General features: G+C 61.2%; 20 protein-coding genes. 3 read left to right on the forward strand and 17 right to left on the reverse strand.

Going from position 1 to position 17602, the window contains the following annotated elements:
• Positions 1-77: 77 nt before the first annotated feature.
• The 13 genes from ACA046_RS28805 to ACA046_RS28865 all read right to left on the reverse strand — a co-directional run bounded on the left by ACA046_RS28805 (position 78) and on the right by ACA046_RS28865 (position 12609).
• On the reverse strand, positions 78-1013 hold the full coding sequence (locus tag ACA046_RS28805; RefSeq protein ID WP_497675410.1) for a S66 peptidase family protein: 936 nt from the start codon (positions 1011-1013) through the stop codon (positions 78-80).
• Between the two features lie 195 nt (positions 1014-1208).
• Positions 1209-2228 carry a lipoyl synthase gene (gene lipA, locus ACA046_RS28810; RefSeq protein WP_003215441.1) on the reverse strand — a complete coding sequence of 340 codons (1020 nt, stop codon included), beginning with the start codon at positions 2226-2228 and terminating at the stop codon, positions 1209-1211.
• Between the two features lie 2 nt (positions 2229-2230).
• Positions 2231-2878 (reverse strand): lipoyl(octanoyl) transferase LipB, encoded by a 648-nt coding sequence (gene lipB / locus ACA046_RS28815; protein WP_459024018.1) that lies wholly within the window; start codon positions 2876-2878, stop codon positions 2231-2233.
• Complete coding sequence (locus tag ACA046_RS28820) at positions 2878-3153, reverse strand: DUF493 domain-containing protein (RefSeq protein WP_076014087.1); 276 nt, start codon at positions 3151-3153, stop codon at positions 2878-2880. Before ACA046_RS28820 ends, lipB begins: the two co-directional genes overlap by 1 nt.
• Before the next feature lie 84 nt (positions 3154-3237).
• Entirely contained in the window at positions 3238-4395 is a 1158-nt protein-coding gene (locus ACA046_RS28825; protein WP_076014088.1) for a D-alanyl-D-alanine carboxypeptidase family protein, read from the reverse strand.
• A 185-nt stretch (positions 4396-4580) separates the two neighbouring features.
• Entirely contained in the window at positions 4581-5579 is a 999-nt protein-coding gene (locus ACA046_RS28830) for a septal ring lytic transglycosylase RlpA family protein (RefSeq protein ID WP_459024021.1), read from the reverse strand.
• Complete coding sequence (mltB, locus tag ACA046_RS28835; protein WP_063026905.1) at positions 5579-6592, reverse strand: lytic murein transglycosylase B; 1014 nt, start codon at positions 6590-6592, stop codon at positions 5579-5581. The genes ACA046_RS28830 and mltB overlap by 1 nt, the downstream gene beginning before the upstream one ends.
• Positions 6593-6609: 17 nt before the next feature.
• Positions 6610-7713: a rod shape-determining protein RodA gene (gene rodA, locus ACA046_RS28840; protein ID WP_322148760.1), complete on the reverse strand. Its 1104-nt coding sequence runs from the start codon at positions 7711-7713 to the stop codon at positions 6610-6612.
• Positions 7714-7744: 31 nt separating this feature from the next.
• On the reverse strand, positions 7745-9643 hold the full coding sequence (gene mrdA, locus ACA046_RS28845; RefSeq protein ID WP_497675411.1) for a penicillin-binding protein 2: 1899 nt from the start codon (positions 9641-9643) through the stop codon (positions 7745-7747).
• A gap of 15 nt (positions 9644-9658) precedes the next feature.
• Entirely contained in the window at positions 9659-10126 is a 468-nt protein-coding gene (gene rlmH / locus ACA046_RS28850; RefSeq protein WP_003185785.1) for a 23S rRNA (pseudouridine(1915)-N(3))-methyltransferase RlmH, read from the reverse strand.
• Positions 10127-10135: 9 nt separating this feature from the next.
• A complete protein-coding gene (gene rsfS / locus ACA046_RS28855; RefSeq protein WP_003215432.1) occupies positions 10136-10630 on the reverse strand; it encodes a ribosome silencing factor in 495 nt (164 codons plus the stop codon).
• A 69-nt stretch (positions 10631-10699) separates the two neighbouring features.
• Positions 10700-11344 (reverse strand): nicotinate-nucleotide adenylyltransferase, encoded by a 645-nt coding sequence (gene nadD / locus ACA046_RS28860; protein WP_003215431.1) that lies wholly within the window; start codon positions 11342-11344, stop codon positions 10700-10702.
• Entirely contained in the window at positions 11344-12609 is a 1266-nt protein-coding gene (locus ACA046_RS28865) for a glutamate-5-semialdehyde dehydrogenase (protein WP_459024027.1), read from the reverse strand. Before ACA046_RS28865 ends, nadD begins: the two co-directional genes overlap by 1 nt.
• Before the next feature lie 176 nt (positions 12610-12785).
• Here ACA046_RS28865 and ACA046_RS28870 point away from each other — a divergent pair, with 176 nt between their 5' ends.
• Both ACA046_RS28870 and ACA046_RS28875 read left to right on the forward strand, forming a co-directional pair.
• Positions 12786-13469: a DNA-3-methyladenine glycosylase gene (locus ACA046_RS28870; protein ID WP_497675412.1), complete on the forward strand. Its 684-nt coding sequence runs from the start codon at positions 12786-12788 to the stop codon at positions 13467-13469.
• 149 nt (positions 13470-13618) lie between these two features.
• Positions 13619-14935, forward strand: a complete 1317-nt coding sequence (locus tag ACA046_RS28875) for a bifunctional DedA family/phosphatase PAP2 family protein (protein WP_497675413.1) — start codon at positions 13619-13621, stop codon at positions 14933-14935.
• Here the strand turns inward: ACA046_RS28875 and ACA046_RS28880 are convergent.
• The 4 genes from ACA046_RS28880 to ACA046_RS28895 all read right to left on the reverse strand — a co-directional run bounded on the left by ACA046_RS28880 (position 14932) and on the right by ACA046_RS28895 (position 16929).
• Positions 14932-15138 carry a hypothetical protein gene (locus tag ACA046_RS28880; protein WP_459024033.1) on the reverse strand — a complete coding sequence of 69 codons (207 nt, stop codon included), beginning with the start codon at positions 15136-15138 and terminating at the stop codon, positions 14932-14934. The genes ACA046_RS28875 and ACA046_RS28880 overlap by 4 nt on opposite strands.
• A gap of 111 nt (positions 15139-15249) precedes the next feature.
• Positions 15250-15840: an LON peptidase substrate-binding domain-containing protein gene (locus ACA046_RS28885; protein ID WP_076014096.1), complete on the reverse strand. Its 591-nt coding sequence runs from the start codon at positions 15838-15840 to the stop codon at positions 15250-15252.
• A 22-nt stretch (positions 15841-15862) separates the two neighbouring features.
• Positions 15863-16579: an LrgB family protein gene (locus tag ACA046_RS28890; protein ID WP_459024037.1), complete on the reverse strand. Its 717-nt coding sequence runs from the start codon at positions 16577-16579 to the stop codon at positions 15863-15865.
• Positions 16576-16929, reverse strand: coding sequence for a CidA/LrgA family protein (locus ACA046_RS28895; RefSeq protein WP_017476261.1), 354 nt, complete (start codon positions 16927-16929; stop codon positions 16576-16578). The genes ACA046_RS28890 and ACA046_RS28895 overlap by 4 nt, the downstream gene beginning before the upstream one ends.
• 165 nt (positions 16930-17094) lie before the next feature.
• Between ACA046_RS28895 and ACA046_RS28900 the strand changes: the two genes are divergently transcribed.
• Positions 17095-17550 (forward strand): MaoC family dehydratase, encoded by a 456-nt coding sequence (locus ACA046_RS28900; RefSeq protein ID WP_167665193.1) that lies wholly within the window; start codon positions 17095-17097, stop codon positions 17548-17550.
• The last annotated feature ends 52 nt before the right edge of the window (positions 17551-17602 follow it).

Raw genomic sequence — 17602 nt, forward strand, 5'->3', positions numbered from 1 at the left:
CCGCGTCGTTCATGATATACACGGTCAATGTGGGAGCTGGCTTGCCTGCGATGAGGCCTTAAGAAGCAGCGGAAATCTCAGGCCTTAAACACCACATCCTGCTCCAACACCAACCGCTTCTCCCCCGCATCCAACCGCACCCTCGCGCCCATCGGCAAGGTAAGGTTCGGGTTGCAGTGCCCGCTGCGCCAGCCGGACAGCACAGGAATGCACAACGGCTCGAAGGTCTGTTTCAGCAAGCGCTCAAGCGCAAGGCTATCAACCCCTGCCACATCCCCCACCACCACACCCGCCACCTGAGCCAACTTGCCGGCCAGGCGCAAATGGGTGAGCAACCGATCAATGCGGTACAGCGGCTCGTTAATGTCTTCGATAAACAGAATGATACCCTCGGCATCAATCTCGTACGCCGTGCCCATCACCGCCGCGATCATCGACAGATTACCGCCCAGCAAGCGCCCGCAGGCGATGCCTGGCTCAACGGTGGTCAATGGGTAGGCCACCGGGTGGGTCAACTGGCTACCGGCCTTCACTTGTCCGCGCAGCATGCTGAACAGCGACGACTCGGTAGGTTGTTGCTTCTCACCTAACAGGTCAGCGTTGTACATCGGCCCGTGGAAGGTGACGAAACCGGCATAGCGGTTGATCGCCAAGTGTAAGGCGGTGATATCGCTGTAGCCGACAAATGGCTTGGGATTGGCCCGCAGCAGGTCGAAGTCCAGGCGGTCCAGCAGGCGTGGGGTGCCATAGCCGCCGCGCAGGCAAAAAATCGCGTCGATGGACGGGTCGGCGAACGCCCCGTGCAGGTCATTCAGGCGTACGTCATCGCTGCCGGCCAGGTAGCCATCACGCTCGCCTACCCCCGGGAAAACCCGCAGTGTGTAGCCCCGGGCGCGCATCCATTGCGTGGCCTTGTCGATATCCAGCTCGGCCGGCCCGGCAGGGGCAATCAGCCCGATCACGCCTTCGGCGCGCAGCGCAGGTACCGCACAAGTGGTCAATTGAGTCGTCATCCATGGTTCTCCTCGTGTGGATTGCCCAAGGCACTCTAAACAGCAATGGTTGCAAACAGAAGAGGATGACTTAACCGCAACCTGTAGGAGCGAGCTTGCTCGCGAAGGTCGTAAACGATAACGCGCGCATCCTCGATGCGCGCGGTGCTCTTGAGTTCTTCGCGAGCAAGCTCGCTCCTACAGTGAGGGCGAGACTTACGAAACCAGGCTGGCCTTGACCAGTTTCGCCTGCTCGTCGGCGTGGTACGAGGAACGTACCAGCGGGCCGGAAGCGACGTTCTTGAAGCCCATCTTGTAGCCTTCTTCGGCAAACCAAGCAAACACGTCCGGGTGCACGAAGCGCTGTACCGGCAAGTGGCTACGGGATGGCTGCAGGTACTGGCCGAGGGTCAGCATGTCGATGTCGTGTTCGCGCATGCGTTTCATGACTTCGATCACTTCTTCGTCGGTTTCGCCCAGGCCCAGCATCAGGCCGGATTTGGTCGGAATGTGCGGCATCATCTGCTTGAATTTCTGCAGCAGGGTCAGCGACCACTGGTAATCCGAACCCGGACGCGCAGCCTTGTACAGGCGCGGTACGGTTTCCAGGTTGTGGTTGAATACATCCGGCGGCTCGGCAGCGGTGATTTCCAGCGCCACGTCCATACGGCCACGGTAGTCCGGGACCAGGGTTTCGAGCATCACGTTCGGCGACAGCTTGCGGATCTCGCGGATGCAGTCGGCAAAGTGCTGTGCACCGCCGTCGCGCAGGTCGTCACGGTCTACGGAGGTGATCACGACGTACTTGAGCTTCAGGTCGGCGATGGCGATGGCCAGGCTTTCCGGCTCGTTGACGTCCAGTGGCTTCGGCCGGCCGTGGCCAACGTCGCAGAACGGGCAACGACGGGTGCAGATGTCACCCATGATCATGAAGGTCGCGGTGCCACCGGAGAAGCACTCGCCCAGGTTCGGGCAGGACGCTTCTTCGCAGACGCTGTGCAACTTGTGTTTACGCAACAGCGCCTTGATGCGGTCGACTTCCGGCGAAACCGGGATACGCACGCGAATCCAGTCAGGCTTTTTCGGCAGTTCGGTGGTCGGAATGATCTTCACCGGGATGCGTGCAACCTTCTCGGCGCCGCGCAGCTTGACGCCGGCTTCTACCTTGGCACGCGGGGCCGGACGCTCGGTAACATCCAGCGTCGGGATCATGGTTTGCACTGCATCAGTAGTCATAATCAGTCGATTCCGCCCGTTAGGGTCGTCTGCTCAGCATAGTCGAGGTGTTTGACGAGCTGCGCGCGCAGCCGGGCACTTACCTCGGCAAATTCTAGTGGTGTTGCGTGATCGCTCAACTGGGTCATCGCCAAACCGGCGTAACCGCAGGGATTGATCCGTCGAAACGGCGCCAGGTCCATGTCCACATTCAAGGCCAGGCCATGAAAGGAACAGCCGTGGCGAATCCGCAGGCCCAGGGAGGCGATTTTCGCGCCATCGACGTAAACCCCCGGTGCATCCGGCTTGGCCGCCGCGGCCACACCGTAGCTGGCCAACAGTTCGATCAGGCATGACTCCATGCGACTGACCAACTCACGTACGCCAAAACCCAGCCTGCGCACGTCCAGCAACAGATAAGCCACCAATTGGCCTGGGCCATGGTAAGTCACCTGCCCGCCGCGGTCGACCTGCACCACCGGGATTTCTCCTGGCAGCAGCAAATGCTCGGCCTTGCCGGCCTGGCCCTGGGTGAAAACCGGCGGGTGTTCGACCAGCCAGATCTCATCCGGGGCTTCGGTGCCGCGCTCGTTGGTGAACCGCTGCATGGCGTGCCACACCGGCTCGTATGCCATTTGGCCGAGCTCGCGAAAGCCCAGGGTCTGTGACATCACAACACCATATGCACGAAGCCGGTAGCCCGCAGTTCGCTGTTGATGTTGTAGAGCTGGTCTTGATCGGTCGCCAGGATATACAGCTGGGTCGTGGTGTACTTACCTGTGCTGCTTTGACGATCAATGGTCTTATCAAGATTGATCTCGGCGTGCTTCAACACGATGGCAATCACCGCGTCTTTGCGGCCCACGCCAGTATCGCTGATCACTTTGATCGGATAGTCCTTTTGAGGGAACTCGATCTTTGGCGCCTGTACTTCTTTATCGGTCATGGCAGAACAGCCTCGTAAGCGGTAAGCCGTGGCGACGGCAAAGCCCCGCGTCAGATCAACGCGGGGCTTTGCAGGTGCACACTATCAGTTGAACAAGCCGTAGAAGAATAGACGGATGCTATCCCACACGCGTCGGAAGATACCACCTTCGTCGACGGCGTCCAGAGCGATCAGGTCGGCGCTGTGCACCACCTTGTCGTCCAGCTTCACTTCGACTTTACCGATGACATCGCCCTTGGCGATCGGTGCGACCAGTTGCGGGTTCATGGTCATGCTGGCAACCAGCTTCTTGAGCTGGCCTTTAGGCATGGTCAGGGTCAGGTCTTCAGCCAGGCCGGCCTTGACTTGATGGGTTGCGCCTTTCCATACAGGGGCTTGAGCCAGCTCGGTGCCTTTCTGGTAGAAGGTCTGGGTTTCGAAGAAACGGAAGCCATAGGTCAGCAGCTTCTGCGTCTCGGCCGCACGGGCCTGCTCGCTGTTGGTACCGAACACCACGGCAATCAGGCGCTGGCCGTCACGGACAGCGGACGACACCATGCAGTAGCCAGCTTCTTCGGTGTGGCCGGTTTTCAGACCATCGACGGTCTTGTCACGCCACAGCAACAGGTTGCGGTTAGGCTGCTTGATGTTGTTCCAGAAGAACTCTTTCTGGGAGTAGATCGCGTAGTGCACCGGGTCGACACGAATGATCGCGCGGGCCAGGATCGCCATGTCGTGAGCCGACGAGTAATGCTCAGGGTTCGGCAGTCCGGTCGGGTTCATGAAGTGGCTGTTGGTCATGCCCAGGTCAGCCACGGTTTTGTTCATCATGTCGGCGAATGCGTCTTCGCTGCCGGCGATGTGCTCGGCCAAGGCCACGCTGGCATCGTTACCGGACTGGATGATGATGCCGTGCAGCAGGTCGCTTACAGTCACTTGCGAACCGACCTTGATGAACATCCGCGAACCGCCGGTGCGCCAGGCGTTTTCGCTGACGGTCACCGGATCGTTTTCACCGATCTGGCCGCGACGGATTTCCAGGGTCGCGATGTAGGCGGTCATCAGCTTGGTCAGGCTGGCTGGGGGCAGGCGCTGGTCACCGTTGTTCTCCACCAGCACGTTGCCGCTGGCGGCATCCATCAGGACCCAGGCCTTGGCAGCCAGTTGCGGGGAAGCCGGCACCATTTCAACCGCCCAGGCGGCCGGGGTGATGATCAGCGAAAGAAGCAGGCACGTGCGTTTGGCTAAGGTGGTGATGTTCATCCGTCTCTCGAAATTGCTTATGGAAACTTGCCCTCGCGGGCAAAACTATTCAGACAGCCCGTCGCCAGACTGTCGCGTGTTCGGTTGTACGCCCACCCCTTGCCCCTGGGTTTTTATTGTTCAACGAGCCAACAACCAGGGTTCAAACCCGCATGCGAGCCTGAACCATCAATCCTTTGTATCGCTTATTCGGCGGTGACCACGCTGGGTTGCCCCAGGTTGGCCAGGCGCACGCTGTTCTGCACTTGCGCAACCTCGCTCGGCGAGCCGATAGGGCCCATGCGCACACGGTGCAGGGTCTGCTGGTTACGCACAATAGAGCTGATAAAGACCGGCGCATTGACCATCCCGCTGAGCTTGGACCTTAACAGCTCTGCCGCATCGGGGTTGGCGAAAGCGCCGACTTGCAAGTACTGCCCGCCCACGGTAGAAGCCCCCGGAGCTGCTCGCGGTACGACGACCGTGTCCGGAGCGTGTTGCGCCGGCGGCGGCGTCCACTGTTCGATCTTGCCTGTCGACGCGGTCACTTGCGGTTGCTGGGTTTGCGGCTCGTTAAGCATCAACGGCGCCGGCTTGCCACGCTGGGCCCAGTACTGGGCCGGGTCGATACCTTCAACCTTCACGCGTGCCGTACCGATTTCGGCATACCCGAGTTTCTTCGCGGCAGCGTAGGACAAGTCGATGATCCGGTCCGAATAGAACGGCCCACGGTCATTGACCCGCAGGATCACCGTGCGGTTGTTGTCCAGGTTGGTCACGCGTACATAGCTGGGCAGCGGCAGGGTCTTGTGCGCCGCGCTCATGCCGTAGAGGTCATACACTTCGCCGTTGGCGGTGTTCTGGCCATGGAACTTGGTCCCGTACCAGGACGCCGTACCCGATTGCACGTAAGTCTTCGATTCTTGCAGCGGGAAGTAGTTTTTGCCCAACACGGTGTAGGGGTTGGCCTTGTAAGGGCCGGTGTGCAGGGTCGGCGTGGCATCCGGGATCTTCGACACATCCACATCCCACCACGGCGCGCCGTCTTTGTGGGCGCGGTTGATGTCCAGCCCCGGTTGGGAGCGGACCACGGTGCCACCGGCTTTTTGCACCGGTGCACGGCTGGTAGAGCAACTGACCACCAATAACGACAATGCGGCGTAAGCCACCAGCTTCAGGGGTTTGTACATCGGTGATACCGGCATTACTTGACGCCCCGTGCTTGGACCAGCATGTCTGACAGCTGATGCACGGCCATGGCGTACATCACACTGCGGTTATAACGCGTGATTGCGTAGAAATTCTTCAGGCCCATCCAATATTCCGGGCCGTTCTCGCCTTCAAGGCGGAACGCCGTCACCGGCATATCATCGCGTGGCGCATTCTGACTCGACCAGCCCAGCGCCCGCAACTCCCCTACCGTCTTGACGGGCTCGATACCCTGGGTCAGGCCTTCGTCGGCGCGATCGCCCGTCACATCGGCACGGATCACCACCGGCTCGCCGGCTACCCATCCATGACGCTTGAAGTAGCTGGCAACGCTGCCGATGGCGTCATCGGGGTTGCTCCAGATATTGATATGGCCGTCGCCGTCAAAGTCCACGGCATAGGCGCGAAAGCTGCTCGGCATGAACTGCGGCAAGCCCATGGCCCCGGCGTAGGAGCCCTTGAGGGTCAACGGGTCGACCTGCTCTTCACGGGCCAACAACAGGAACTCGCGCAGCTCTTTGCGGAAGAATTCGGCGCGCGGCGGGTAATCGAAGCCCAGGGTCGACAAGGCGTCGATCACCCGGTAGCTGCCGGTGTTGCGGCCGTAAAAGGTTTCGATGCCGATGATGGCCACGATCACTTGGGCTGGCACCCCGTATTCCTGCTCGGCGCGGGCCAGCACGGCTTCGTGCTGGCGCCAGAAGTCCACGCCACGCGCCACGCGGGCGTCGGTCAGGAACATCGGACGATATTCCTTCCACTGCTTCACGCGTTCGGCGGGCCGGGAAATGGCGTCGAGGATTGCCTGCTTGCGCTGGGCCTCGCGGAAAACGCCCATCAGTTGCTCACCGGCGAAACCATAGTCACGGGTCATCTCACCGACAAATTCGGCGACCTGGGGCGAGCCGTCGTAGTCGCCGGCCTGCGCTTCCTGCACAGCGGCTCCCAGCAGGCCCAACAGGCCCATCCAGGACACGTGCCGAGCCGCCCAGCCGCGCATTACTTGCATTGACATCTTCACCTTATTCAAACCTGTGCGATCCACTTACGATGGGTATGGATCGACATCAAAACCCCAAACGCTGACATCAATGTCACCAGCGAAGTTCCGCCGTAGCTAATGAACGGCAACGGCACCCCAACCACCGGCAACAGGCCACTGACCATACCGATGTTGACGAAAACGTAAACAAAAAACGTCATGGTGAGGCTGCCGGCGAGCAATTTGCCGAACAGCGTTTGCGCCTGGGCGGTAATCACCAGGCCGCGGCCGATCAGCAGCAAGTAAATCAGCAACAGTGCGCAGATGCCCACCAGGCCGAACTCCTCGCCCATCACCGCGATAATAAAGTCGGTGTGGCTTTCCGGCAAAAAGTCCAGGTGCGACTGGGTGCCCAACAGCCAACCCTTGCCGAACACACCGCCGGAACCGATGGCGGCCTTGGACTGGATGATGTTCCAGCCGGTGCCCAGCGGATCGCTCTCCGGGTCGAGGAACGTGAGGATTCGCTGCTTCTGATAGTCATGCATGAAGAAGAACCACATGGCCACGGCCACCGGCACGGCGGCGGCCAGCACGCTGAGGATCCAGCGCCAGCGCAAGCCACCCATAAACAGCACGAACGCGCCGCCCGCGAGGATCAGCAGCGAGGTGCCGAGGTCAGGCTGGCGCACGATCAGCACGAACGGCACGCCAATCAATATCAGGCTGATGCCCACGTGCTTGAGTTGGGGCGGCAATGTACGTTTTGACAGGTACCAGGCGATGGTCGCCGGCATCAGGATCTTCATGAATTCCGACGGCTGGAAGCGAATCACCCCCGGGATGTTGATCCAGCGGGTAGCCCCCATGGCGTTGTGCCCCATGACATCCACCACCACCAGCAGCAACACACCGGCGACGTAACCCAGCGGCACCCAGCGCGCCATGAAGCGCGGCTCCAGCTGGGCGATCACCACCATCGACAACAGGCCCAGGCCAAACGAGGACGCTTGCTTGATCAGCAGGTCCCAGTTTTTGCCACTGGCCGAGTACAAAACGAACAGGCTGCCGGCCGCCAGGGTCAGCAGCAGGATCAGCAACGGGCCATCAATGTGCATGCGCTGCAGCAAGGTGGCACGACGGCGCATCACATCCTCGCTGGAGAGGATGCGATCAAAATTACTCTTCACGGGCCGTAGCCTCCACGCTGGATGGGGTGCCGCCATATTCGGACTTGAGCTTGCCGTCTTCGGTCAACAGCCAGGCATCCATGATTTGACGCACCACCGGAGCGGCCACACCGGAACCGGACTCGCCGTTCTCGACCATCACTGCCACGACGATTTTCGGGTTGTCGGCCGGGGCAAAGCCGACGAACAAGGCGTGGTCACGGTGGCGCTCCTGAACTTTGGAGCGGTCGTATTTCTCGCCCTGCTTGATCGCGACCACCTGGGCGGTACCGCTCTTGCCGGCAATCCGGTATTGCGCGCCGGCCGCCGCTTTACGCGCGGTACCCCGGGCGCCGTGCATCACTTGCTGCATGCCGTGGTTGACCTTGGCCCAGTCGGACGGGTCGCGCAGCACAATGTCGGGAATCGGGTTTTCATCCACCGGGCGTTCGCCCTCGATGGTCTTGGCCAGGTGCGGACGGTTCCACACACCCTTGTTGGCCACCAGCGCGGTCGCCTGGGCCAGTTGCAGCGGCGTGGCCTGCATATAGCCCTGGCCGATCCCCAGGATCAGGGTTTCGCCCGGGAACCACGCCTGCCTGCGGGTGGCTCGCTTCCACTCGCGGGACGGCATCAGGCCCGGCGATTCTTCGAACATGTCCAGGGAGACTTTCTGACCGAGGCCGAACTTGCCCATGTAGGCCGAGAGCCGATCAATCCCCAGCTTATGGGCCAGGTCATAGAAGTAGGTGTCATTGGAACGCATGATCGCCGTGTCCAGGTCCACAAAGCCGTCGCCGGTGCGGTTCCAGTTACGGTATTTGTGATCGTAGTTGGGCAGCATGTAGTAGCCGGGGTCGAACACGCGGCTCGACGCCGTGACCACGCCCGAGTCCAGGCCGGCAATCGCCACTGCCGGCTTGATGGTCGAACCCGGTGGGTACAGGCCGCGCAGCACGCGGTTGAACAACGGCCGGTCAATCGAATCGCGCAGCTCGGCGTAGGCCTTGAAGCTGATCCCGGTGACAAACAGGTTCGGGTCAAAACTTGGCTGGCTGACCATCGCCAGCACTTCGCCAGTACTCGGGTCCAGCGCCACCACAGCACCACGGCGACCGCCCAGGGCCATCTCCGCCGCTTCCTGCAACTTGATGTCCAGGCTCAGCACAATGTCCTTGCCGGGCACCGGGTCGGTGCGCTTGAGCACCCGCAGCACGCGGCCTCGGGCGTTGGTCTCGACTTCCTCGTAACCCACCTGGCCGTGCAGTTCCGGCTCGTAGAAACGCTCGATGCCGGTCTTGCCGATATGGTGGGTGCCGCTGTAGTTGACCGGGTCGAGGGTCTTCAGCTCTTTCTCGTTGATTCGGCCCATGTAGCCGACCGAATGCGCGAAGTGCGCCCCTTGCGGGTAATGCCGCACCAACTGCGCCACCACTTCCACACCCGGCAGCCGGAACTGGTTCACCGCGATCCGGGCGATCTGCTCTTCGGTCAGCTCGAACAGAATCGGCACTGGCTCAAACGGCCGGCGCCCCTGCTTCATGCGTTTCTCGAAGATCACCCGGTCTTCCGGTGTCAGTTGCAGCACCTCGACGATCACATCGAGGATCTGCTGCCAATCGCCGGAACGTTCGCGGGTCATGCTCAGGCTGAAGCTGGGCCGGTTATCCGCGACCACCACACCGTTGCGGTCGAAAATCAGCCCACGGGTCGGAGGAATCGGCTGCACGTGCACCCGGTTGTTTTCCGACAGCGTGGAGTGATAGTCGTACTGGATTACCTGCAGGAAATACAGGCGCGCAATCAGCACCCCCAGTAGCACCACCACCAAAATCGCGCCAAACACCACCCGCGCGCGTACAAGACGTGCGTCTTTCTCGTGGTCCTTGATGCGGATCGGCTGGGTCATCAGGCAGGGCGCAGATTATTTGTGGTAAGGGTGCCCGGACAGAACTGTCCAGGCGCGATACAGCTGTTCACCGATCAGGATTCTTACCAACGGGTGCGGCAGTGTCAGGGGCGACAGCGACCAGCGCTGGTCCGCCCGCGCGCACACTTCCGGCGCCAGCCCCTCGGGGCCGCCGACCATGAAGTTGACCGTGCGCGAATCCAGGCGCCAGCGATCCAGCTCCACCGCCAACTGCTCGGTGCTCCAGGGCTTGCCGTGCACTTCGAGGGTCACGATCCGCTCGTTGGGCCCGACCTTGGCCAGCATGGCTTCGCCTTCCTGACGGATAAAGCGGGCCACGTCGGCATTTTTGCCCCGGGTATTGAGCGGTATTTCCACCAGTTCCAGCGCCAATTCGGATGGCAGGCGCTTGGCATATTCATGCCAGCCTTCTTCCACCCACTTGGGCATGCGTGAACCGACAGCGATCAGACGCAGGCGCACAGCCGTTCCTTATTCCTGGTCTTTGTTGAGCTTGTCGAAGTGCGCGTGGCCGACTTCAGGGCTGTGGTGCTTGCCATCAGCGGCACGGCTCTGCTCGGCGCCTTTCCACAGACGTTCCAGGTCGTAGAACTGACGGGCGTTGCTGGTCATCATGTGAACGATCACGTCGTCCATGTCCAATAGTACCCAGTCGCTGTCGCCCTTGCCTTCTTCACCCAATGGCTTGACGCCCTGGGCTTTGACCGCTTCGCGAACCTTGTCCAGCATCGCGCCGATCTGGCGGTTGGAGGTACCGGTAGCGATGATCATGAAGTCGGTGATGCTCTGCTTGTCGCGCACGTCCAGGACTTGAATGTCCTGGGCCTTCACGTCTTCCAGGGCAGCCACGGCAACCTTGACCAGCTCTTCGCCGGCCAGCTCAGGGCCGGTGTGGGCTTCTACTGGCAGAGGAGCGCTCTTGAACGTGCCTTTGCGCTTAACTTTGCTTACGTCTTTGTTCGTCATATAAAACTCGTTTTGCTCGTATGTTCGGGCGCTCGCTGCACGACTGTTCGTGCGTTCAAGCGCGCCTTTTCAGTTCGACGCACGGTAAAGCCCGTGCGCATCGATGTAGGCCAGGACCGCGTCAGGCACCAGGAAACGTACCGACTTCCCGCTGGCCAGCAGTTGACGGATCTGGGTGGCAGACACCGCAAGCGGGGTTTGCCAGACGAATGCAATATTCCCGCTCGGCCCGGTCAGGGCCAAAGGGTCACTTACCGACCGCGCTGCCAGCAGGTTGCGCAAGGCATCCGGCGATTCTGCGTCGGCATCCGGGCGTTGCAGCACCAGGATGTGGCAATGCTGGAGCAACTCTTCCCAGCGGTGCCAAGTGGGCAGGCCGCAAAACGCGTCCCAGCCCAAAAGTAGAAATAACTGGTCATCCGCGGCCAACTCGGCCCGCATCAGTTCCAGAGTGTCGACAGTGTAGGACGGTTTGTCGCGTTTGAGTTCGCGGTCGTCCACCACCAGCGGTGCGATGCCGGCCACAGCCAGGCGGACCATCTCCAGGCGCTGCTGCGCAGACACCTGCGGCGTGTCGCGATGGGGCGGCCGGGCATTCGGTGCCAGGCGCAGCTCATCCAGCCCGAGGGCGTCCGCGACTTCCAGTGCACTGCGCAAATGGCCGATGTGCACGGGGTCGAAGGTGCCGCCGAGCAGCCCGATGCGTTTACCCATCAAGTGCGCACATGACCGTCACCGAACACCACGTACTTCTCGCTGGTCAGCCCTTCCAGGCCAACCGGGCCGCGTGCGTGGAGCTTGTCGGTGGAGATACCGATCTCTGCCCCCAGGCCATACTCGAAGCCGTCGGCAAAGCGCGTCGAGGCGTTGACCATCACCGAAGCGGAATCCACTTCGTTGAGGAAACGCCGGGCATCGCTGAAATGCTCGGTGACGATGGCGTCGGTGTGCTTGGAGCCGTATTGGTTGATGTGCTCGATGGCCTGGTCCAGGTCATCGACGATACGGATCGACAGGATCGGCGCCGTGTATTCGGTGTACCAGTCTTGCTCGGTGGCTTCGATCACGTCGCTGCCGAGCATCGCCCGGGTACCCTCGCAGCCACGCAGTTCAACGCCCTTGTCGCGGTAGATGGCAGCCAGCGGCGGCAGCACGCGATCGGCAATGCCTGCGTGCACCAACAGGGTTTCCATGGTGTTGCACGGGGCGTAGCGGTGGGTCTTGGCGTTGTCGGCGATGCGGATCGCCTTGTCGAGGTCGGCAGCGACGTCGATGAACACGTGGCAGACGCCGTCCAGGTGCTTGATGACCGGCACCTTGGCATCACGGCTCACGCGCTCGATCAGGCTCTTGCCACCACGCGGCACGATCACGTCGACGAATTCAGGCATGGTGATCAGCGCACCAACGGCAGCGCGGTCAGTGGTCTCGACCACTTGCACCACTTCGGCCGGCAGTTCGGCCACGGCCAGGCCCTGCTGAATGCACGCGGCGATGGCACGGTTGGAATTGATGGCCTCGGAACCGCCCCGCAGGATGGTGGCGTTGCCGGACTTGAGGCACAGGCTCGCGGCGTCGATGGTCACGTTCGGGCGCGACTCATAGATGATGCCGATCACGCCCAGGGGCACGCGCATCTTGCCCACCTGGATACCCGATGGCAGGTAGCGCATGTCGCGGATTTCACCGATGGGGTCAGGCAGCTTGGCCACCTGGCGCAAACCCTCGATCATGTCGTCGATGCGTTCCGGCGTCAGCGCCAGGCGATCCAGCAAGGCAGGTTCCAGACCATTTGCCCGGCCGTTGGCCAGGTCTTGCTCGTTGGCGGCGGTCAGCTCGGAGCGCGAAGCATCCAGAGCGTCGGCAGCCGCCAGCAAGGCGCGGTTCTTCTGCGCCGTGCTCGCACGGGCGATCAACCGCGAGGCCTGACGGGCAGCGCGACCCAGGCGGGTCATGTAGTCAAGAACGGACTCAGTCATGGTCTGGTGGGGTCTTGGCAAAGAGGAAAGCGGCAGATTATAGCTGTGACGCCGTCCCACGGACAGCGGTGAGGGGCGGATGGTCGAAATGAACTGTAAAAACCCGACGTTCAGCGGGAATTAAGGCTGGAGTTGTTATCATCCTGTCACATTTAGCCGTATTACCTTTGATCGCCATGTCCAGTTTTTCGCCATTGATCCCCGCCAATGCCCTGCCCGACGGCTTTTTCGACCGTGACGCGCAACTGCTCGCGCGCGAATTGCTCGGAAAAGTCATTCGCCACCGTGTCGGTGATTTGTGGCTGTCGGCGCGAATTATCGAAACCGAAGCCTATTACCTCGCCGAAAAAGGCAGCCACGCGTCCCTCGGCTACACAGAAAAGCGTAAGGCTTTGTTTCTGGATGGCGGCCACATCTATATGTACTACGCCCGTGGCGGCGATTCGCTGAACTTCAGCGCCCACGGCGCAGGCAATGCGGTGTTGATCAAATCGGCCTATCCGTGGGTCGACGAAGTGTCAGGCCCGGCCAGCCTGGCGCAGATGCTGCTGAACAACCCGGACGCCAGCGGCAAGCCCCGCCCCTCGCAAAAGCTGTGTGCCGGCCAGACCTTGCTGTGCAAGGCACTGGGTTTGAAGGTGCCGATGTGGGATGCCAAACGCTTTGACCAGGAGTTGCTCTACGTGGAAGACGTGGGGCTTGCGCCGGCGCAGATCATCCAGGCCACCCGACTGGGCATCCCCGGCGGGCGCGATGAACACCTGATGTACCGCTTCGTGGATGCCGGTTATGCGCCGTATTGCACACGGAACCCGCTGCGCCGAGGCCAGGTCGAAGGCCGCGACTATTTTTTGATTTGAAACACACTCGCCCTTTGTAGGAGCGAGCTTGCTCGCGAAGAACCCGAGAGCGCCGCGCTAAACCAGAAAGCCCGCGTTATCGTTAACGACCTTCGCGAGCAAGCTCGCTCCTACAGAGGGGGCAATATTCACAAAGGGAGTTTGATTGTATGGGCCCATGGCTCGATGGCATTACCGGCTGGCTGACCCTAAACCCGCAATGGCTCGCCGTGGCGGTATTTATCGTGGCGTGCGTGGAGTGCCTGGCCATTGCCGGCCTGATCGTACCGGGCACGGTGTTGCTGTTTGCTATCGCCGCGCTGGCCGGCAGCGGCGCAGTGTCCCTGGGGGAAACCCTGTTGCTGGGCTTCCTCGGTGGCATGCTGGGTGATGTTGCTTCCTACTTCCTCGGTCGTCATTTCCACCAGAACATCCGGCGCCTGCCCGGCCTGCGGCATCACCCTGAATGGATGAGCGGCGCTGAGGCTTACTTCCACAAGTACGGCATTGCGAGCCTGCTGGTAGGACGCTTCATTGGTCCGTTGCGGCCGATGTTGCCGATGGTCGCGGGCATGTGTGACATGCCCTTCCCACGCTTTGTTGCCGTGAGCCTGCTGGCCGGCGCGGGATGGTCGGTGGCGTATCTGCTGCCGGGTTGGGCCACCGGCGCGGCCTTCCGCCTGCCATTGCCCGAGGGCTTCTGGCCAGAAGCCGGGATTGTCGCCGCCTGCCTGGCGGTGCTGATCGGCGTGAGCCTCAACACCAGCCTGCGCGGCCACCGGCGCGCCACCCTATGGATAGGCTGCATCGGCGGCACACTGCTGATTGCGTTGTTTATCGGCTATCACTACCTGAACGACTTTGACCAGGGCTTGATGGCGCTGGTGCAGGAACACCGCGGCCCGGCGATCGACCGGGCCATGGTGATGGTGACCCAGCTCGGCGAGTTCAAGAAGATGTTTGTGGCCAGTGCCGTATTGACCGGCCTGCTGGTAGTGGCGCGGCAATGGCGCCAGGCAATCTTTGTCGGCGCCACCCTGCTGGGCGCTGCGCTGATCAATACCGGCACCAAACTGTTTTTCGCGCGGATGCGCCCTGAAGTGCTGACCGATCCGCTGACCAGTTTCAGCATGCCCAGCGGCCATGCGTCCGGCTCGTTTGCATTCTTCCTGGCGTTGGCAGTGCTGGCCGGCCGTGGTCAACCGACCCGCCTGCGCCTGACCTGGCTGGTGCTTGGCTGCATTCCCGCAGCGACCATCGCGATTTCCCGGGTGTACCTGGGAGCGCACTGGCCGACGGACATCCTGGCCGGCACCCTGTTGGCAATGACGGTCTGTGCCTTCAGCCTGCACTTCAGCCAGCAGCGCAGCCTATTACCAGCAATGCCGCCGAAAGTCTGGTGGCTGATCTTGCCCGTGTGTGGCGCGGTGCTCGCGTTCATTGCGTTTACCGGCACTTCTCACGCGCTGCTCAGGTACGCCTACTAAGCAGGCCCCAGCCAATCCAAGGGTGCAGCGCAACGTTCGACGCTGCGCTCGCGCCGCTCCAGAAACATTTCGTCAGCTATATGCGCGGCGCGTTCGGCGATGTCTTCCGCACCGCGACCGTCGTCCAACTGCAGTATCTGAGTTGTGATGGCTATAAAAAAGGCATCCCATACGACTTGCTCCGATTGCGAAAGCTGAATCATCCTTCCCCCTGATCATCGTTACGTGATTGCCAACTATTTCAGGCAACGAGATCAGGACAACGACGGAAAATCTGAAGACGGGGAAGGATAAATCCGAGTGGCACTCGCGGGTCAGGTGAACAGCTCGCCCTGCAATTCATCCAGCAACAGTTGGATCGCGTCCAGACGCTGTTGCGGGTCATCGAGTTGCAGCAGGTCGATCTTGTCGGCCTCGGTAAAGGGCAGCAGATACGCCAGCTGATTGCCCAAGGCCTGCTGGCCATCGGCGTGGGTGCCCATGTCCAGGGAGGCGACCATCGGGTGTTCAGCCAAGGCGTGCAGCAGCGCGAGCAAGTCGGCGTCTTCCTCTTCCAACGGCTGCTCGGGGTGCTCGTCCAGCCACTGCACCTCAGCCACCAGCAGTTGGTCCTTCTGCACACCGGCGTCACGTACGCGAAAACGCCGACCGCCCTCGACCCGAATCCCCAGCAGGCCATTGTCCTGCTGCTTGAAGTCGCGAATCAGCGCTTCGCAGCCAATCAACGCGTAGCCATCCGGCGCCAGCCCGACTTCCTTGCCGTCGAGGATGCACACCACGCCAAAGCTTTCGCCCTTTTTCATGCAGCGGCTGATCATGTCCAGGTAACGCACCTCGAACAATTGCAGGTCGAGGGTGCACCCGGGAAACAGCACGGTATTGAGCGGGAAAAGCGCCAGACTCATAAAAGGTTTCCTTAAACCCGACTTAAATAACCAGCGACACGGCCAACGGCAAGAACACCGCCGTGGCCACGCCCATCAAACTCATGGCCAGCGCCGCAAAGGCGCCGGTCTCTTCGCTTTCCTGCAAAGCCACCGAGGTACCCACCGCGTGGGCGGTCATGCCCAGCGCCATGCCACGCGCCTCGGGGCTGTGCACGCCCAGGCGCGACAAATACGCCGGCCCGATCATCGCGCCGATCACCCCGGTGATCAGCACAAACACCGCCGCCAATGCCGCCACGCCACCGATCTGCTCGGCCACCAGCATCGCAATCGGTGAGGTCACGGACTTGGGCGCCATGGTCATCAGCATCATGTGTTCGGCACCAAACCACCAGCCCAACAGCACGCACAGACCGGTGGCCAATACGCCTCCCACTACCAGCGTAGTAAAAATCGGCCAGAACAATTGGCGAATCCGTCGCAGATTCAGGTAAAGCGGCACCGCCAGGGCTACCGTTGCCGGGCCCAGCAGGATGCTCATGATCTCGGTGCTTTTGCGGTACTCGACGTAGGTCAGGCCGCAGCTGAGCAACACGCCGATCACCAGCAGCATCGACACCAGCACCGGCTGCAGGAAAATCCAGCGGGTTTTCTCGAAGCCAGCCAGCACCAGCTGATAGGCGCCGAGGGTGACGCCGATGCCGAACAGCGGGTGATGAATGACCGCCGACCACGCGCCGTGCCAGTCGAAGATCATTGGTCCTTCTCCTTGCGCTTGACCATCTGCTGCATCAACACGCCGACAAAACCCATGGCGATCACCAGCGACAACACCAACGCGCCGACGATGGCCCAGAAGTCGGCGGCGATATCCTTGGCATACACCATCACGCCCACCGCCGGCGGCACCAGCAGCAACGGCAGGTAACGCAGCAGGCTGCTGGCGGCCAGGCTCAGGGGTTCACCAACTTCGCCGCGCCACACCAGAAATGCCAGCATCAGCAGCAGGCCAATAATCGGCCCCGGCAACACCGGGACAAACAAATGATTGATCGCCGTGCCGAGCAATTGAAACAGCACCAGCCATGTCAGACCGCGTAACAGCATCCGTTCTTCCCCCCAAAAGCGTGTCGGCATTATAAGCACGCTGCCTCTATGGAGCGGCATTCGCCAAAAGCATGGTGGGTTGACCGGGCCAAGTGCCCGTGATGATCTACATTGGTTCTCTGGACCTGTCCAAAAACACAACATGATGAACCAAGGAGAGTCGCAATGCCCTCAGTACCCGTAGAGCAACTCAAGGATTATGTCGGCAAGGAACTGGGACGTTCCGCATGGCTCACCATCGACCAGGAGCGCATCAACCTGTTCGCGGAAGCCACCGGCGATTTTCAGTTCATCCACGTCGACCCGGTGAAAGCCGCCAAGACACCGTTTGGCGGCACCATCGCCCACGGTTTCCTGTCGCTGTCGCTGATACCCAAGCTGATCGAAGACATCCTGATCATGCCAGAAGGCCTGAAAATGGCCGTCAACTATGGCCTGGACAGTGTGCGCTTCATCCAGCCGGTGAAGGTGGATTCCAAGGTGCGCCTGGCCGTGACCCTGACCGACGCCACCGAGAAAAAGCCTGGGCAATGGCTGCTTAAGGCTACCTGCACCCTGGAAATCGATGGCCAGGAAAAACCCGCATATATAGCCGAGTCGTTGTCACTCTGCTTCGTCTGAGCCTGGCTGTGGTGGGCCCGACCGCTCACCACAATTCATGTAAATTTATGTA

The organism is Pseudomonas sp. LBUM1641 (genome assembly GCF_059716235.1).

Coding starts and splice junctions, on each gene's coding strand:
- ACA046_RS28805 (WP_497675410.1), bottom strand. CDS start 1,013: ATGACGACTCAATTGACCACTTGTGCGGTACCTGCGCTGCGCGCCGAA.
- lipA (WP_003215441.1), bottom strand. CDS start 2,228: ATGACTACTGATGCAGTGCAAACCATGATCCCGACGCTGGATGTTACC.
- lipB (WP_459024018.1), bottom strand. CDS start 2,878: ATGTCACAGACCCTGGGCTTTCGCGAGCTCGGCCAAATGGCATACGAG.
- ACA046_RS28820 (WP_076014087.1), bottom strand. CDS start 3,153: ATGACCGATAAAGAAGTACAGGCGCCAAAGATCGAGTTCCCTCAAAAG.
- ACA046_RS28825 (WP_076014088.1), bottom strand. CDS start 4,395: ATGAACATCACCACCTTAGCCAAACGCACGTGCCTGCTTCTTTCGCTG.
- ACA046_RS28830 (WP_459024021.1), bottom strand. CDS start 5,579: ATGCCGGTATCACCGATGTACAAACCCCTGAAGCTGGTGGCTTACGCC.
- mltB (WP_063026905.1), bottom strand. CDS start 6,592: ATGCAAGTAATGCGCGGCTGGGCGGCTCGGCACGTGTCCTGGATGGGC.
- rodA (WP_322148760.1), bottom strand. CDS start 7,713: ATGCGCCGTCGTGCCACCTTGCTGCAGCGCATGCACATTGATGGCCCG.
- mrdA (WP_497675411.1), bottom strand. CDS start 9,643: ATGACCCAGCCGATCCGCATCAAGGACCACGAGAAAGACGCACGTCTT.
- rsfS (WP_003215432.1), bottom strand. CDS start 10,630: ATGACGAACAAAGACGTAAGCAAAGTTAAGCGCAAAGGCACGTTCAAG.
- nadD (WP_003215431.1), bottom strand. CDS start 11,344: ATGGGTAAACGCATCGGGCTGCTCGGCGGCACCTTCGACCCCGTGCAC.
- ACA046_RS28865 (WP_459024027.1), bottom strand. CDS start 12,609: ATGACTGAGTCCGTTCTTGACTACATGACCCGCCTGGGTCGCGCTGCC.
- ACA046_RS28870 (WP_497675412.1), top strand. CDS start 12,786: ATGTCCAGTTTTTCGCCATTGATCCCCGCCAATGCCCTGCCCGACGGC.
- ACA046_RS28875 (WP_497675413.1), top strand. CDS start 13,619: ATGGGCCCATGGCTCGATGGCATTACCGGCTGGCTGACCCTAAACCCG.
- ACA046_RS28880 (WP_459024033.1), bottom strand. CDS start 15,138: ATGATTCAGCTTTCGCAATCGGAGCAAGTCGTATGGGATGCCTTTTTT.
- ACA046_RS28885 (WP_076014096.1), bottom strand. CDS start 15,840: ATGAGTCTGGCGCTTTTCCCGCTCAATACCGTGCTGTTTCCCGGGTGC.
- ACA046_RS28890 (WP_459024037.1), bottom strand. CDS start 16,579: ATGATCTTCGACTGGCACGGCGCGTGGTCGGCGGTCATTCATCACCCG.
- ACA046_RS28895 (WP_017476261.1), bottom strand. CDS start 16,929: ATGCTGTTACGCGGTCTGACATGGCTGGTGCTGTTTCAATTGCTCGGC.
- ACA046_RS28900 (WP_167665193.1), top strand. CDS start 17,095: ATGCCCTCAGTACCCGTAGAGCAACTCAAGGATTATGTCGGCAAGGAA.